Annotated in this window: 13 protein-coding genes and 1 pseudogene; 8 read left to right on the forward strand and 6 right to left on the reverse strand. The window is 38.3% G+C overall.

Annotated elements, in window-relative coordinates; translation table 11 throughout:
- Window positions 1-156: 156 nt before the first annotated feature.
- The 3 genes and pseudogenes from ACVR1I_RS04110 (at window position 157) to ACVR1I_RS04120 (ending at window position 2,928) form a co-directional block, all read left to right on the forward strand.
- Window positions 157-603: a MarR family winged helix-turn-helix transcriptional regulator gene (locus ACVR1I_RS04110; protein ID WP_447442770.1), complete on the forward strand. Its 447-nt coding sequence runs from the start codon at window positions 157-159 to the stop codon at window positions 601-603.
- Window positions 587-1,135 (forward strand): GNAT family N-acetyltransferase, encoded by a 549-nt coding sequence (locus tag ACVR1I_RS04115; RefSeq protein WP_447442771.1) that lies wholly within the window; start codon window positions 587-589, stop codon window positions 1,133-1,135. The genes ACVR1I_RS04110 and ACVR1I_RS04115 overlap by 17 nt, the downstream gene beginning before the upstream one ends.
- 146 nt (window positions 1,136-1,281) lie before the next feature.
- Window positions 1,282-2,928: pseudogene (locus ACVR1I_RS04120) on the forward strand (carboxylesterase/lipase family protein).
- A gap of 86 nt (window positions 2,929-3,014) precedes the next feature.
- On the opposite strand, the gene ACVR1I_RS04125 reads toward ACVR1I_RS04120, so the two are convergent.
- Window positions 3,015-3,431, reverse strand: a complete 417-nt coding sequence (locus ACVR1I_RS04125; RefSeq protein ID WP_447442772.1) for an OsmC family protein — start codon at window positions 3,429-3,431, stop codon at window positions 3,015-3,017.
- 235 nt (window positions 3,432-3,666) lie between these two features.
- On the opposite strand from ACVR1I_RS04125, the gene ACVR1I_RS04130 reads away from it, so the two are divergent.
- Window positions 3,667-4,470 carry a transporter substrate-binding domain-containing protein gene (locus ACVR1I_RS04130; RefSeq protein WP_447442773.1) on the forward strand — a complete coding sequence of 268 codons (804 nt, stop codon included), beginning with the start codon at window positions 3,667-3,669 and terminating at the stop codon, window positions 4,468-4,470.
- Between the two features lie 40 nt (window positions 4,471-4,510).
- Here the strand turns inward: ACVR1I_RS04130 and glgB are convergent, their stop codons facing one another.
- The 5 genes from glgB to ACVR1I_RS04155 all read right to left on the reverse strand — a co-directional run bounded on the left by glgB (window position 4,511) and on the right by ACVR1I_RS04155 (window position 11,220).
- A complete protein-coding gene (glgB, locus tag ACVR1I_RS04135; RefSeq protein WP_447442774.1) occupies window positions 4,511-6,349 on the reverse strand; it encodes a 1,4-alpha-glucan branching protein GlgB in 1,839 nt (612 codons plus the stop codon).
- A 63-nt stretch (window positions 6,350-6,412) separates the two neighbouring features.
- The gene (gene glgA / locus ACVR1I_RS04140) at window positions 6,413-7,858 is read right to left on the reverse strand and encodes a glycogen synthase GlgA (RefSeq protein WP_447442775.1); all 1,446 of its coding nucleotides are present in this window, start codon (window positions 7,856-7,858) and stop codon (window positions 6,413-6,415) included.
- Window positions 7,859-7,867: 9 nt separating this feature from the next.
- A complete protein-coding gene (gene glgD, locus ACVR1I_RS04145) occupies window positions 7,868-8,983 on the reverse strand; it encodes a glucose-1-phosphate adenylyltransferase subunit GlgD (RefSeq protein ID WP_447442776.1) in 1,116 nt (371 codons plus the stop codon).
- A gap of 12 nt (window positions 8,984-8,995) precedes the next feature.
- Entirely contained in the window at window positions 8,996-10,123 is a 1,128-nt protein-coding gene (locus tag ACVR1I_RS04150; protein WP_447442777.1) for a glucose-1-phosphate adenylyltransferase, read from the reverse strand.
- A gap of 182 nt (window positions 10,124-10,305) precedes the next feature.
- Complete coding sequence (locus ACVR1I_RS04155; RefSeq protein WP_447442778.1) at window positions 10,306-11,220, reverse strand: LysR family transcriptional regulator; 915 nt, start codon at window positions 11,218-11,220, stop codon at window positions 10,306-10,308.
- Between the two features lie 213 nt (window positions 11,221-11,433).
- Between ACVR1I_RS04155 and cpsA the strand changes: the two genes are divergently transcribed.
- The 4 genes from cpsA to ACVR1I_RS04175 are packed head-to-tail and all read left to right on the forward strand — an operon-like array spanning window position 11,434 to window position 15,065.
- A complete protein-coding gene (gene cpsA, locus ACVR1I_RS04160) occupies window positions 11,434-12,900 on the forward strand; it encodes an LCP family glycopolymer transferase CpsA (protein ID WP_447442779.1) in 1,467 nt (488 codons plus the stop codon).
- Between the two features lie 11 nt (window positions 12,901-12,911).
- A complete protein-coding gene (gene cps4B / locus ACVR1I_RS04165; protein ID WP_447442780.1) occupies window positions 12,912-13,643 on the forward strand; it encodes a capsular polysaccharide biosynthesis protein Cps4B in 732 nt (243 codons plus the stop codon).
- An 8-nt stretch (window positions 13,644-13,651) separates the two neighbouring features.
- Window positions 13,652-14,341: a Wzz/FepE/Etk N-terminal domain-containing protein gene (locus ACVR1I_RS04170; RefSeq protein WP_447442781.1), complete on the forward strand. Its 690-nt coding sequence runs from the start codon at window positions 13,652-13,654 to the stop codon at window positions 14,339-14,341.
- 10 nt (window positions 14,342-14,351) lie between these two features.
- Window positions 14,352-15,065, forward strand: a complete 714-nt coding sequence (locus tag ACVR1I_RS04175; protein WP_447442782.1) for a tyrosine-protein kinase — start codon at window positions 14,352-14,354, stop codon at window positions 15,063-15,065.
- Window positions 15,066-15,126 lie beyond the last annotated feature (61 nt).

A 15,126-nucleotide genomic window follows, 5' to 3' on the forward strand; every position in this document is an offset into this window, starting at 1 on the left:
TTTTTTTCTTGACAAAAAATAAAAACCGCAATCTACTTAATAAAGTTAATTAACTTTATTAAGTAGATAAAAATCTATAGAAGAGTAGAAAAGGGCATGAAATAATAGCTTATAATCCCTGATCTATTAATTGCCAAACAATGAAAGGAAAACAAGATGAACCATCTCATTACCCTTTACCAACAGGTTTACGAACGCTTTAGTTTGCTATATTTGAAGAATGTGAAAAAGGACATGGATTTTTCAGATAAGGAATACACCTATTTACAAGTGATTCATAGTCGGGGGAGCATCACGTCATCTGATTTTGCTGGTTTAGCCCATATGACGCGGGCCGGAGCGACGCAAACCCTCAATAAATTTGAAAAGCAGGGTTGGGTAGTCAAAGAGCGTTCCCAAACGGATAAGCGTAGCCTAACAGTTCATTTAACAGCTGAGGTTGAAGAGATTTTTAAAGAGATTGACCAGCAGCTGACAGTTATTTTTCAAGATTTCTTTGGTGTATTGACAGATGGGGAACAAGAACAACTTCAGCAGATCTTGGAAAAGCTGGCGAAAGCGCCGATAGCTACAAAAGGAGACCGCCATGACTCTAAGGTCTAAAGCAGTCCAGCCACTTGGAAAAACTTGGTCGGATGTGAAAAAACTTTATTCAGAAGCTTTTCCAAAAGAAGAACGCCTAGCCTTTTGGTTGCTATATCTCCTATCTTATCGGTCTTTTGTTGAATTTAAAGCCTATTATGATGATGACCAATTAGCGGGCATGAGTTACGTGTTAACGAACGGTGCTTATGCCTTCGTTTTTTATTTAGCGGTGGGTAGTCAGGTACGTGGCAATGGTTATGGGAGTCAATTACTGAGATTGTTAAAGGAGTTGTATGCAGATAAGGAAATTGTCCTGACCATTGAGCCGCTGGATGATTCTGCTCCCAATGCCCTACAACGCATAAAACGTCTCGCCTTCTATGAGAAAAACGGTATCTATCAAACGGATTACCAGATTGTTCAAGGCGGTCTCCCTTTTCATGTTCTGAGTCAATCCGGAGACTTACAACCTGAACTCTTAAAGGCTCTCCTTAAACGCTTTTCACTTGGGACGGTGGCTGTCACCTTCTCAAAAGTAAAAAAATCATAAACATGAAATGACAGTATGAAAGGAACACTATGAAGAAACGATTTTAGTGGCTTATTTTGCCTCTAGTTCTCCTAGTGCTTGGTTTAGGTGTTTTTTGGACATCTAAAGTAAAGGAGGCTAAGAAATTAGAAGCCATTGAAAGCTTAATGGTCTCGCAATACGGGACCAATCAAAAACTAGACAAGGTGGCTTCCAACCGATCGGTTAAAACCTACAATGGCATTTTTCAGGGTGAACGAGAAGATGAGATACTCTCTTTTAAAGGGATACCTTATGCTCAAAGCCCAACAGGTGAATTAAGATGGAAAGCGCCAGTTCCAGTAGAGGCCAGTGATGCGATTTATGAAGCCAAGTATTTTAAGGAGGCTACGATTCAGACGCAAGCCAGTTCGGAATACGCTTCCTTTTATCCTCAAAGTGAAGACGCCCTGGCCTTAAATATCTGGACGAATCCAATAAATACGAAACAAGACAAGCCGGTCATGGTCTTTTTCCACGGAGGCTCCTATGGTTGGGGTGGCACGTCTGATCCGCTCTATGACGGCCATAATTTTGTCCAAGAACATGACGATGTTATTCTGGTGACAGTTGCTTACCGAACAGGGATTATGGGATTTTTAGACCTCACATCGGTACCAGGTGGCGAGGCATACCCAGATAGCGGAAACCTCGGTCTGCTAGACCAGATAGAGTCCCTTCGCTGGATACAACAAAACATCCAAGCTTTTGGTGGCAATCCTGAGAATGTCACGATTTTTGGGGAATCAGCAGGCGGTGGAAGTGTTTCCTTGTTACCACTCATGGCAGGGACAGAAGGCTTATTCCACAGGGTGATTGCTCAAAGCGGATCCGTAGCCTTGACCTTTAGTCAAGAAGATGCCCAACATCTGACACAGATGCTTTTAGAAGAAACCAAAGCTACTTCCATGGATGACTTGATGGCGCTGTCGACGGAGGACCTCAAAGCGGTCAATGAGTCACTCAATGAATACAATAACTTTCCCATCCGTGATGGAAGGCTATTGCCAAGAGATTTGTATGCGGCTTATGAGACGTCGGACCTCAGTCATATTGACCTGATGATCGGGACTAACAAAGATGAGGCCCGGTACTGGATAGGAGAAGTCGGTGGCTACTATCCTTATATGTTGCAATTACCGATCTTATTTGAAAACAATACTAAAAACCTTTCTGAGACAGATCAAAAGGCAGTTCAGGATTTCATGGCTAGCCTCGATATGGAAAGCAAATGGAAGCGAACTGAGTTTTACAATGAGATGATGTTCCGAATTCCAGCTATTGAACAAGCGACCCACCATGCCAACCAAGGTGGTAATACATATATGTATTATTGGACCTAACCATCGACGATTCCCCATTTGGGAGCAGCCCATGCTGTCGAATTATCAGCCGTGTTTAACAATCATGATGTAGTCATCTATAGCGGCAGTCCAATTGATGCCGACCTTGGAAAGACTGTCCGTCAGATGTGGGTCAATTTTGCTAAAACAGGCAATCCTAGTACTGATGCGATCAAGTGGGAGCCTTATAAAGCTGATTTCCGTCAGACCATGGTCTTAGGAAGTGACATTGAACTGGTATCCAACCCACTATCAGAACAACGGCAACTCTTACAGCCTTTGTTGAAGTACAATTTTAACGGTCGCTATGTCGAACTTGATTTGAATGTCCCCTTTGTTTACAAATTGATTGGTATTTTTATTCTTATTTTCGTTCTAATCATTTTTATAGTCCGTTTTTGGATGAAACAAGCAGGCAGAAAATCTCTGTAATTTAAAATTTGTTATTCAAAGTTAAAACACCCTATTTTCAAGAAAATAGGGTGTTTTATATCTGTTTAGTTCATTAAACATAGTTATCAGGAGATGTTGGATGAATAAGGGACAGTAACAAGCTCAACCGTTTTTGTCTGTCCCAATAATTTGGAAACAGGACAGCGTTGATGGGCCTTTTCAACCAATTTTTGAGCCTTGTCCATATCCAGACTTTCAATTGCTGCCATGCCTTTTACAGAAAAGTAGTAGCCTGCCTCCTCTTTTTCCTTACAGAGTTCAACAGAAACTGTTACTTGCGAACGTGCTTGAATCTTTTCTTCGGCTAAAATCGTTTGGATAGTTGCATTGAGGCAGGTAGCCCAAGCCGATCCGACTAGTTGTTCTGGATTATAGCCAGGATCATCTGTCAAGGGATGCTGCGTGGTAAGTGGTTGATTATCGGAATAGGTCAATTGACCTGTGATACCATCTTGGTTAGTCACAATGGTTTTATAAATCATATCGTCTCCTTTTTTATCAGTATAACAAATTTAAAGTCGTTCGTCTAAAAAGAAAAAATTATACAAAAAAATGAATAAAATCACAAAAAATCCTTGACACTTGTATAAAAATAAACTAAAATAGAAACATCTTTTGAAAACGGAGTGAAAATATGAAACAATTTTTTAAGGTCCGATGATGGCGTTTGTATACTTGTATAGAAAATGACATCATGAATGAAATAGGAGAAAAAATATGAAATTGAAAAAAATGGTAACCTTAGCAGCGACTTTAGTAGCAGGTTTTGCGCTTGCTGCTTGCCAAACAACAACTGAATCACAACTTGAGAAAATTAAAGAAAAGGGCACCCTTGTAGTTGCGACAAGTCCGGATTATGCCCCCTTTGAGTTTCAAACCCTGGTGGACGGGGAAAATAAAATCGTCGGATCTGATATTTTATTAGCAGAAAAATTAGCCGAAGAACTAGGTGTAACCTTAGAAATCTCACCGATGAGTTTTGACAATGTTTTAAACAGTGTTCAAAATGGAAAAGCAGATTTGGCGATAGCAGGATTGAGTGTGTCCCCAGAACGAGAAGAAATCTTTGATTTTTCAGACCCATATTACCAAGTTGGAAATGTTCTTCTGGTCCAAAAAGGGCATGTTGACACCTATGATTCTGTAAAATCACTGGACAAGGCAGACTTGGCTGTTCAAAAAGGGACGACTCAAGAAACCTATGCAAAGGATAGCCTCTCAAATGCCAATATTGTCTCTTTGACCATGATGGGAGAAGCTGTTAACCAGTTGAAAAATGGGAAAGTAAAAGCTATCTTGTTGGACTCAGCTGTTGCGGAGGGGTATATCTCACAAAATCCAGATTTGGGAATCGCAAAATTGTCTTTCAAGGCTGAAAAAGAAAATGCCAAAGCCATTGCCATGAAAAAAGATAGTGGCGATTTGAAAACGGAAATCAATAAAATTGTCGCTGAAATTGTTGAGAGTGGCGAATACAATACCTATCTAGAAGAAGCTGCAACCTATACAGCAGTAGAATAAAAAAAGAAAATGTATGAGATTGAACATCTCATACATTTTTTTAATGGATTCGTTGGAAATAATAAGTTGTTAAACGAGGTATCGTCAATTTGACACCGTCTTTTTGGCTATAAAGATGGAAAGTGTCAATTGGGACGCTATTAGAAGAAAAAACTAGTTTGTATTCAGAGTGTTCAGGTAAGTCTAGCTGCAAATCAAAGATGTCTTGGTCATTAAAATTATTGACAACTAAAATTTCTTCATTGTCACTGTATCGGCAAAAAGCATAGGTATTGGCTTCTTCTGCGATGGAAATCCATTTAAACCCTTTTTTATGGGCCTGGTAATCGTACTTCCAGAAAGCATCGTGTTCACGATAGAAAGTAGATACAGTTTTCATCATTTGATAAAAGGCGTCGTGGATTGGGTAGAGTTTTAAGACCCAGTCCATTTCAGTGTATTCGTGCCATTCTCTAATGTGTCCCCACTCATTTCCCATGAACAGGAGTTTTTTTCCTGGATGAGCAAAAAAGAAACTATAATAAGCCCGTGCCAGATGAAATTGATCTTCATAATTCCCATTCATTTTTTCGATAATGGATAATTTTCCGTGGACAACTTCATCATGCGACAAGGGAAGAAGAAATTGTTCATTTGGATTGTAGTACATGCCAAATGTGATTTCCTTTGAATGATGGGGTCGGTGAATAGAAGGACGAGCCATAAAGGAAAGTGTATCGTTCATCCACCCTAAATCCCATTTCATATCAAATCCTAAACCGCCCTGGGATAAAGGAGCAGTTACTTTGGGATAACTAGAAGAATCTTCTGCGATCATCAGCACACCCTTAAACTCTTCGTGAACCAGAGCATTGACCCGCTTGATAAAATCAATAGCGGCAGAGTTTTCGTTTTTAGATTCCGTTTCTCCGCGCCAATAAAGAAGATAAGAGAGGGCATCCACACGAATCCCGTCAAAATGAAACTGGCTTAACCAGTATTTGATGTTGGATAGAAGAAAGGATCTGGTCAGACCTTTGCTAAGGTCAAAGTTTGCTGTTCCCCACTGATGGTTCTCACGGTCAGATTCAATGTTGTATTCATAGAGATAGCTCCCATCAAATTGGTACAGTCCGTGGCTGTCCTTGCAAAAGTGAATCGGCACCCAATCCAATATGACCCCAATTCCTGCCTGATGGCATTGGTCAATGAGGTGTTTTAAGTCATCTGGTTTGCCATACCGACTGGTTGGAGCAAAATAACCTGTTACTTGGTAACCCCAAGAAGCATCCAGAGGATGCTCCATAATTGGCAAGAGTTCGATATGGGTATAGTTGTTTTCTTTGACATGTTCAATGAGAAGGGGCGCTAGTTCTTTATAGTTATAAAAAGCAGATACAGGAGCACCATTTTCATCTTTGTTGGCTATTTTTTGCCGCCAAGAGCCAAGATGTACTTCGTAGATAGAAACGGGTTTATCCCTAAAGTCATAATGAACACGGTGGTACATCCAAGTGTCGTCTTTGAACTTATACCGTGGGTTATAGGTCAGTGAAGCAGTTTCTGGTCTGATTTGACTATAAGTGGCATAGGGGTCCGCCTTATAGAGCTCTTGTCCGTCTGATGTAATGATGAGGTACTTGTATTCTTGAAAAGCTGTTACTTCTGGCACAAATAGGTGGTAAACCCCATCGATTTCTTCTTGTAGAGGATGGGTCCGTTGCCAGTCATTAAAGCTGCCAACCAGATAGACTATCTGGGCATTTGGGGCATAAACCCGGAAGTGGCAACCGATGATTTTATTTCTTTCTTTGATCAGATGGGCACCCATTTTTTCAAAGAGAGAGGTATGTTCACCAGACTTCATGTAGTAAAGATCCAGCTCACTAAATGTATTCATAGGACTCGCTTTCTAAAAAGGAGTCGGCAAGTAGCCCGTAGGCCCTTATCGAACTCCCTTGGATTATTGGGTAATTTCTTGGTATAGATGGATATAACGACTAGCAGAAGCTTCCCAACTAACGTCTAAATCCATAGCTTGTTCTACCATGGTTTTCCAGTCCTCCGGACGGTTGTAGTAGGTATCCAGTGCAAGGTCGTAGACCTGCTTCATATTATAAGCGTTTTTCCCAGAGAATGTAAAGCCTGTTCCTGCTTTTGTTTCGATATGATAAGGAGCAACAGTATCTTTTAGACCTCCAGTTTCTCGTACCAAAGGGAGAGTTCCATAGTGCATGGAAATCAGTTGACTGATGCCACATGGTTCAAAGATAGAAGGCATGAGAAAGAGGTCGCTTGCTGCATAAATCTGATGGGCGAGTGGTTCATTATAGCCACGGTAGAAGGCAAATTTATCTGGAAATGCTTCTTTAAAATGATGGAAGGAGTTTTCAATATCCGTTTCTCCGTTGCCAAGAATGACAAATTGAACATGAGCTTGCAAAAGGTGACTGAGGACTTCCGTTAAAAGATAAAAACCTTTTTGTCCTGTTAAGCGAGAGACAATCCCGATTAAGAGGACCTGTTCATCTTGAGGCAGGCCAAACTGAGCTTGTAAGGCGAGCTTGTTGGTCTTTTTAGCAGCTATTGACTTTTTATCAAAATTTTTAGCTAGATAAGGATCTGTCTTACTGTCCCAACTATCGTAGTCAATTCCATTGACAATACCGCATAAGTCATGGCGACGTAATTCCAAGACATGTTGCATGTTTTCGCCAAATTCTTCTGTGAGAATCTCTTGGGCATAGGTCTCAGAAACCGTCGTTACCTTATCAGCATAAAGAACACCTAGTTTCATGTAGCTGATACAATCTTCATAAAATCTGGCTGTACCATCTAAGAAGTAACCATAGTCCATTCCTAAAGAAGACCACAGCTCGTCCTTGTAAAAGATACCTTGGAAGGCTAAATTGTGAATGGTAAAGACGTGTTTGATACGACGAAATTCTTCACGGTAACTATAAAAAGTACGGCACAGAAATGGCAGTGCACCCGTATGCCAATCATGACTATGCAAGACATCAGGGAAGAAGTCCAAAGCCTCTAACATACGGCAGATGGCATGTTGGAAGAAACCAAAGCGTCTAGCATCATCGTCGTAGCCGTAGAGCTCATCTCGTTCAAAGAAGTCGCGGTGCTCAATGAAGTAAAAGGTAACCCCCTCAATCACCTGGCTATACACATTTGCCATGGATTGGATGTCCCCTGCTCGAACATCAAAACTAGATACGTACGTAAAATCAGAATGATTGGTACGAGCTATTTTTTGATACAATGGCAATACAACCCGAACGTCCATTCCTTGACGCACTAATTCTTTTGGAAGAGAGCCAATGACATCAGCTAAACCACCAGTTTTGATAAAGGGAAGCCCCTCAGCTGCAGCAAAAAGAATCGATTTTTTTGACATACTGACCTCCTAGATAATCTGATAGGATTTAATATAAGCAGGTGCTGTTTCAGATCCTTTGATATCAACCGGATGAATGATTTTAGTAGCTTTATCAATAATGGCATTTTCAATATTTGCACCGCTCTTGATCACCACTCCATTTAAAATAATAGAGTTTTTAATCACAACACCTTCTTCAATCACAACATCACGATCGATGACAGCATTTTCAACTTGTCCATTGATGTGTGTTCCGTTTGAAATCAGGCTTCCCTTTACTTCAGCAAGTGGCCCGTATAGACATGGTGAGCTGTCACTGGTTTGTGTATAGATTGGCCAGTTGTTCTTAAAGAGGAGTTTGCGCGTGTCACGGTCAATCAACTCCAGCTGCGTTTGAAAATAAGCAGACACAGTGTTGATGCAGGCTACATAGTCCCGATGTGCGTAGCCCGTAATCTTGTATTGGCCAACTACGTCACGTAAAATGTCTTTTAACCAATAAAGAGAAGACACTCTTTTGGCACGGTCAATTAACTCTAAAAACGTGGTGCGTTTCATAAAGTAACACTCGAGTGAAACGGGACGATTTTTGTATTTTCCGTGATTTTCTTCAAATTGAATAACCCGTCGATCATCACCAAATTTCAAGGTTTGACAGCCGATAAAGCTATCTTTTGCCTCTGTCACATTTTTATACAAAACAGTGATATCTGCACCAGTTTTGATATGTTCTTCTTGGATTTTTGAAAAATCCTGACTGTAAATAAAATAAGAAGGAGAGATCAAGACATACTCTTTATCAGAGTTTTCAATATAGTGAATATTGTCAGCAAAAGCCTTGATATCATGTTGATAGATAGAATTTGGATCTTTAGCACTGTTTAGAAGGCGTAATTTTCCACGTTTACTATTGATGTTATAGTGCTTTCCAGTTCCAACGTGTTGAATGGTTGAACGCATTTTAGCGGGCATATAAACCTGAAATTCGGTAATACCAGAATTTGACATATTAGAAAGAACAAAGTCAATCAAGCGGTAGCGTCCAAGAAAACCGTAGGCCTGAACACCACGATGATCCATTACATCTCCAAATTGGACATTTGTTCCCTCGATATTGACAATTCCTAATGTATTTCGTAGCATAATCTCCCTCTCTTATTTCGTGATACTTTTATCAACTAGCAGAATTTTATCAGCTGTGCCAGACAGCTTAACTCCGTTCCCAACTTTGACATGTTCCGCAACAATAGCGTACTCTAATTCAGCATCTGCCCCAACATATGCTCCAGGTAAAATAACTGAATTTTTCACTAAGGCACCCTCTTCAACAGTCGCATCTGTTGAAATAACAGAATAGACCACAGTACCATCAATAATGGTTCCTTTGTCGATATAAGCGTTTTGTACAGTAGCAGTAGAGCCGATGACTTGAGCTGGTGACCCAGAGTCTTCTGAGTAAATTTTCCAAGATGGGTCGGATAAGTCCAATTCCTCAGAATGATCAATCAGGTCCATGTTCGATTCCCAAAGACTATTAACGGTACCAACGTCTTTCCAGTAACCACGGAATGGGTGGGCATATAGTTTCTTTCCATCTTCTAGGTATTTTGGAATAATGTCATGTCCGAAATCATGAGAAGAAGTATCTAATTTATCGTCTTCTTGCAAATATTTTTTCAAGGTCTTCCAAGTAAAAATATAGATTCCCATTGAGGCAAGGTTGCTACGTGGATTTTCAGGTTTTTCTTCAAACTCTTCGATGCGGTAGTCTTCGTCGGTATTCATGATACCAAAGCGTGAGGCTTCTTTAATCGGTACTTCAATAACCGCAATCGTTGCATCAGCACCCTTTTCAATGTGAGTATCTAGCAACTTATCATAATTCATCTTGTAGATATGATCACCTGATAAAATTAAGACATATTCAGGTTCATGAAGATCAATAAAATCAATGTTTTGGGTAATTGCATCCGCAGTGCCCTTATAGAGACCAAAACCTTCAATTTTTTCACGAGGAGGCAGGACAAAGATACCAGAACCTTGCACATCTAATCCCCAACGTTGCGATTGAGCGACGTACGAATTGAGCTGAACAGACTCGTATTGTGTCAAGACGCCTACGACATCAATACCAGAATTGGCACAATTACTAAGCGGAAAGTCAATAATACGGTATTTTCCACCAAAAGCAACGGCAGGTTTAGCTACTTTTTTAGTCAAACTTTCTAAACGTGTGCCACGTCCACCAGCAAGAATCATTGCTAATAATTTATTTTGTCCCAAAATAATCACTCCTTAATATTTGATAATTTATTATACCACTAAAATGAAAATATTGAAAGCGTTTCCGGAGAGAGTTTACAATTTTTTTCAAGAAAATCATTGCTTTTTATAAAATTTATATTTAATAGGAAGAAAGAAAAAGGCGGTAAAATAAAAATTAGACGATGTTTAAATAACATAGCCTAATCTACCACTATTTTTGGAACTTCTTCCAAAAGATATTCAATAAATTTTTCACCCATTTTTGAAAGGTTATTTTTTTCATGTTGAATGTAAATTAATTCAATTGTGTCCTCGTAATCGAGAGGGACAGCAATGATATTGTCACCATTTAAGTTACTGTTCAAAATACCAGTAGCAATTGTATAGCCATTTAATCCGATTAACAAATTGAAGAGTGTTGCACGGTCTGAAACAACAATTGATTTTTTATGGCGTTCTTGTGAAAGAATTTCTTCGGAAAAGTAAAAGGAGTTATGGATCCCTTGTTCGTAACTGAGATATGGAAAATTTGCGAGGTCTTCAAATTTTACAGATATTTTTGTGGCCAAAGGATGACTTTTGCTAATAAAGACATGGGGAGTGGCAGTAAAAAGTGGCGTAAAGGACAAATCATTTTCATCTAATAATTTGGTTAGAACATCTCGGTTGAAATCATTTAAAAATAAAACACCGATTTCTGAACGAAAATTCTTCACATCGTCAATGATTTCCCATGTTCTTGTTTCACGTAAAAACAATTCGTATGTATCCATATTTGTTTTTTTCAAGAGCGATACAAAGGCGTTAACGACAAAAGCATAATGCTGTGAGGAAACACTAAAACGTTCGCGATGGGCTTCCTTATTTTTGTAGCGTTCTTCCAATAGATCTGTTTGTTCGACAATTTGTCGTGCATAGGAAAGAAACTCAATACCATCCTTGGTCATAGTAATTCCTTTTGGGCGACGATGGAAAATACTGATTCCCATTTCTTTTTCTAAATCTTTAACAGCATTTGATAGGCTTGGTTGTGTGATAAAGAGTTGTTTTGCAGCTTCATTCATTGAACCTGTTTCTGCAATTTTAATCACATAATATAATTGTTGTATTCTCATAATACTAGTCTATCATAAAACAGTAGAGACTTTTCATTTTAATGATGATAAAACAAGAAAAATTTAGTTTGAACAATAAAATATGAATTTTATTCCAGAAAATTTCATAAAAACAACAGAAAACGATGCAAAAACTTTTGTCTAAGCTTGTCATTGAGGTAAAAAAGTGATAAAATTATTTAGTATAGTTTTTAGAAAATCTAGGAGTACTTTATGTCTAGCCACTCAAAAAAGAGAAAAAAAACTCAATCCTCTAGTAGCATATGGAGAATTATAAATGGAGCTTTCTTAGCATTATTCTCTATTTTATCATCTGTCTTTATATTTAAAATGTATCAAAACCATTTTTTAGCATTTAGGTACATCAACCATCTCGTAACGGTTGTGCTTTTTGCTATCTTTTTGGTTTCCTTTTTTTTGCTTGTGACAAAAAAGGCGAAAATATTGACAAGTACTCTTCTTGTTCTATTTTCATTCTTTACAGGAGCAGGCCTCTATCTTGTTCAATCAACTGTTCAAGTAGCTGAGAAGTTAAATCATACAGCTTCCTATTCAGAACATGAAATGAAAATTGTTGTTCCTACTGACAGTGAAATTAATGATGTCAATGCTGTCAGTAGCTTATTAGCTCCACTTAATAATGACGCAACCAATGTGCAAGATTTGCTTGCGGATGTAAAAGCAAATCGTGGAGTTGATTTAGCACCAGTATCTGTTGAATCTTATCAAATTGCCTATGATCAACTTTTAGCAGGAACTAGCCAAGCGATGGTGTTGAATAGTGCGTATTCTAGCTTATTGGAATTAAGTCATCCAGATTTTGAAGAAAAAATAAAGACAATCTATACTTACAAAGTGACAAAAAAAATCCAAGTAGAACAACCTGCTGAAGTAGCAACAAATCAAAATGTTGTCAACATTTATATCAGTGGTATTGATACATTTGGATCTATTTCAACTGTTTCACGGTCAGATGTGAACATTATCATGACAGTCAACATGGATACTCATAAAATTTTATTGACAACGACCCCTCGTGATTCTTATGTCCAAATTCCAGACGGAGGAGCAAATCAGTATGATAAGTTAACGCATGCAGGAATTTACGGCGTTGAGACATCAATGAAAACTCTCGAAAACCTATATGGCATTGACATTCATTACTACGCTCGCATAAACTTTACTAGTTTCTTAAATTTAATAGATGCTCTTGGTGGTATAGAAGTCGACAATGAACAGGCGTTTTCAGCAGGTGGTTATGATTTCCCTGTTGGGACAATCTCACTCAGTTCTGAGCAGGCGCTTCGATTTGTACGCGAGCGGTACAGACTACAAGCAGGAGATGCAGATCGTGGAAGAAATCAACAAAAAGTGATCGCAGCTATTATCAATAAATTAGCTTCCTTTAATTCTGTTGCAAATTTTTCTACTATTATAAATAGTTTGCAAGATTCTGTTCAGACAAATATGTCTCTCGACAAAATGATGGAGCTAGCAAACAAACAATTATCAAGCGGAACGGCTTTTGCTGTAACTTCGCAAGACGTAACGGGTATTGGTTCGACAGGACAACTACCTTCTTATGCAATGCCTGGATACAGTCTATATATGCTCTCTATTGATGAAACAAGTTTGAATACTGCTAAAGAAGCAATTCAAAACACAATGGAAGGAAAATAATCTGACAAACTATGATTGATATTCACTCACACATTGTTTTTGCAGTAGATGATGGCCCAGAAACAATTGAAGAAAGTTTAGACTTACTTGCTGAAAGTTATGCACAAGGAGTCAGAAAGATTGTCTCAACATCTCATCGTCGAAAAGGGATGTTTGAAACTCCTGAAGATATCATTCTTGAAAACTTTACAACTTTAAAAGAAAAAGCATTGCTAGAATTTCCAGACTTAGAGTTGTATTATGGTGGAGAATTGTTTTATACAAACGATATGTTGACTAAAATCGAACAAAAATTAGTTCCAAGTATGAACAAAACTCGTTTTTATCTGATTGAGTTTAGTATGTCTACACCATGGCGTGAAATGCAATCGGCTATAAAAAAAGTATTAGCACTTGGAGTAACACCTGTTATAGCGCATATCGAGCGTTACAATGCCCTAGAGTTTAATAAAGAACGTGTGAAAGAATTGATTGATTTGGGATGTTATACTCAAATCAACAGTTCTCATGTATTAAAAGCAAAACTATTTGGTGACAGCCATAAGGTCTTTAAAAAACGAGCTCGCTATTTCTTGGAAGAAAACCTTGTTCATTGTGTTGCAAGTGACATGCATAATTTAACAGGTAGAAAGCCATTTATGAAAGAAGCTTATCAACTCGTTGCGAAAGATTTTGGAAATAATCGCGCGAAAGATTTGTTTGTTTTTAATCCTCAAACCTTATTAGAAAATGATTATTTATAGGAGATAATATGAATATTGCAGATACCAACAGTCTTGAAATTGATGTACGCTATTTGTTACATAAATTATGGAATAAAAAAGTGCTAATTATTTTTTCAGCCTTGTTTATTGGCTCGATTTCTCTCTTGGTTAGCGTCTTTTTACTGAAGCCAACATATACGTCTTCTACTAAAATATATGTTGTTAATCAAGTTGATAAGAATAATTTAACAACACAAGATTTACAAGCAGGAGCATACTTAGTTAATGACTATAAAGAAATTATTACTTCTAATTCTGTAATGGCTGATGTCATTAATAAAGAAGGTCTCGCTATGTCCGAGAGAGAACTTGCTTCTATGATTTCTGTATCAGTTCCTGCTGAAACACGTATTATCACGATTTCAGTTCAAAATGATGATCCAGCTGAAGCGCAACGATTTGCAAATAGTGTTAGAGATTCTGCGGCTGAAAAAATTAGAGCTGTTACTAAGGTGGAAGATGTGACAACATTTGAGGAGGCAAAACTGCCTAACTCACCTTCTTCTCCTAATATTCAAAGAAACGTCTTTTTAGGAGTGTTTATTGGTGGATTTATGGCAATCGTCGGTATCCTATTAAAAGAATTACTAGATGATCGCGTTCGCCGTCCGGAAGACGTAGAAGATGTCTTGGGGCTTGTTTTAATTGGAACAGTTCCAGATACAGATAAATTGTAAGGAGTGTAAAATGACACAATTTGTATTAGGTAGAGCCAAAGCCCAAATGGTTAATGCCATGGAAGAGTACTACAATGCTATTCGTGTAAATATTCAATTTAGTGGTAGTAATTTTAAAGTCATCGCTTTGACCTCTGTACAACCCGGTGAGGGGAAATCGACAACCTCAACGAATTTAGCGATTTCTTTTGCAACTGCAGGCTATCGTACGTTATTAATTGATGCCGATATTCGGAATTCAGTTATGTCGGGAACGTTTAAAGCAGAGGGCGCATATCACGGTTTAACTAGTTATCTATCTGGTCATGTTGGATTAGCAGATGTTATTAGTGATACTAGCGTTCCGAATTTGCATCTTATTCCTGCTGGACAAGTTGCTCCAAATCCAACCACACTTTTACAAAACCACTATTTTGCGACCATGGTTGAAAAAGTTCGAAATATCTATGATTATGTTATCATCGATACTCCACCAATTGGCTTAGTAGTAGATGCTGCGATTATTGCTCAAAAAACAGATGCAAGTCTTTTAGTAACTGAATCTGGAGCTATCAGTCGCCGATTTGTAAAAAAAGCTGTTGCACAGATGGAGCAAAGTGGAGCCCAATTTTTGGGAGTGATTTTAAACAAAGTTGATACAACAAAAGATCGCTATGGAGCGTATGGATCTTATGGTGCATATGGGAACTATGGTGAGTATGGAAAGAATAAAACTAAAAAATAGTATCAATACAATAGTAGAGGCAAAGGCGTAGGAAATACGCCTTTGTACATATACATAAAAA

This window comes from Streptococcus cameli, assembly GCF_053207365.1.